We start from the raw sequence: 579 nt of genomic DNA, 5'->3' as shown, positions 1-579 counted from the left end.
GTCTCGGATTGCTCAGCTTGAGAGACTCCCCAATAATACCTTGTCGATATTACTGAGTGTTTCAATTTTTCAGCTTGTTCCAGATTGTTAAAGAGCAAAATAATTCGCAGCATACTGTCGCCAATATACTCTGAACTACGTTTAGTATGGTGGAGCTAAGCGGGATCGAACCGCTGACCTCCTGCGTGCAAGGCAGGCGCTCTCCCAGCTGAGCTATAGCCCCATACAGAAATAGACCGCTATCGCAGAATTTTATACAAACCTTTTCATCACAGCCAGTTTCAACGCGAATCACGCAGTGTGCGCGAGCACATGAGTAATGCAGCGTTTAAAATGGCAAAGAGGAAAAGCGTTTGGTAGGCCTGAGTGGACTTGAACCACCGACCTCACCCTTATCAGGGGTGCGCTCTAACCACCTGAGCTACAAGCCTGTCACGATAACGTATTCTCTTCTTTCATCAGACAATCTGTGTGAGCACTGCACTCAACCTATCTCAGGTAAGGAGGTGATCCAACCGCAGGTTCCCCTACGGTTACCTTGTTACGACTTCACCCCAGTCATGAGCCACAAAGTGGTCA

General features: G+C 48.0%; 2 tRNA genes and 1 rRNA gene. All 3 read right to left on the bottom strand.

Annotated elements, in window-relative coordinates:
* Positions 1-147: 147 nt before the first annotated feature.
* Positions 148-223, bottom strand: a tRNA-Ala gene (locus tag EAE92_RS24215).
* A gap of 131 nt (positions 224-354) precedes the next feature.
* Positions 355-431, bottom strand: a tRNA-Ile gene (locus EAE92_RS24210).
* Positions 432-499: 68 nt separating this feature from the next.
* Positions 500-579 (bottom strand): 16S ribosomal RNA (locus EAE92_RS24205); the annotation flags it as partial.

The sequence above is a fragment of the Photorhabdus hainanensis genome (genome assembly GCF_018448965.1).
Classification (GTDB): Bacteria; Pseudomonadota; Gammaproteobacteria; order Enterobacterales; family Enterobacteriaceae; genus Photorhabdus; species Photorhabdus akhurstii.
Note: the sequence above shows the minus strand (reverse complement) of the source record. Positions and strands in the feature narration are given on the sequence as shown.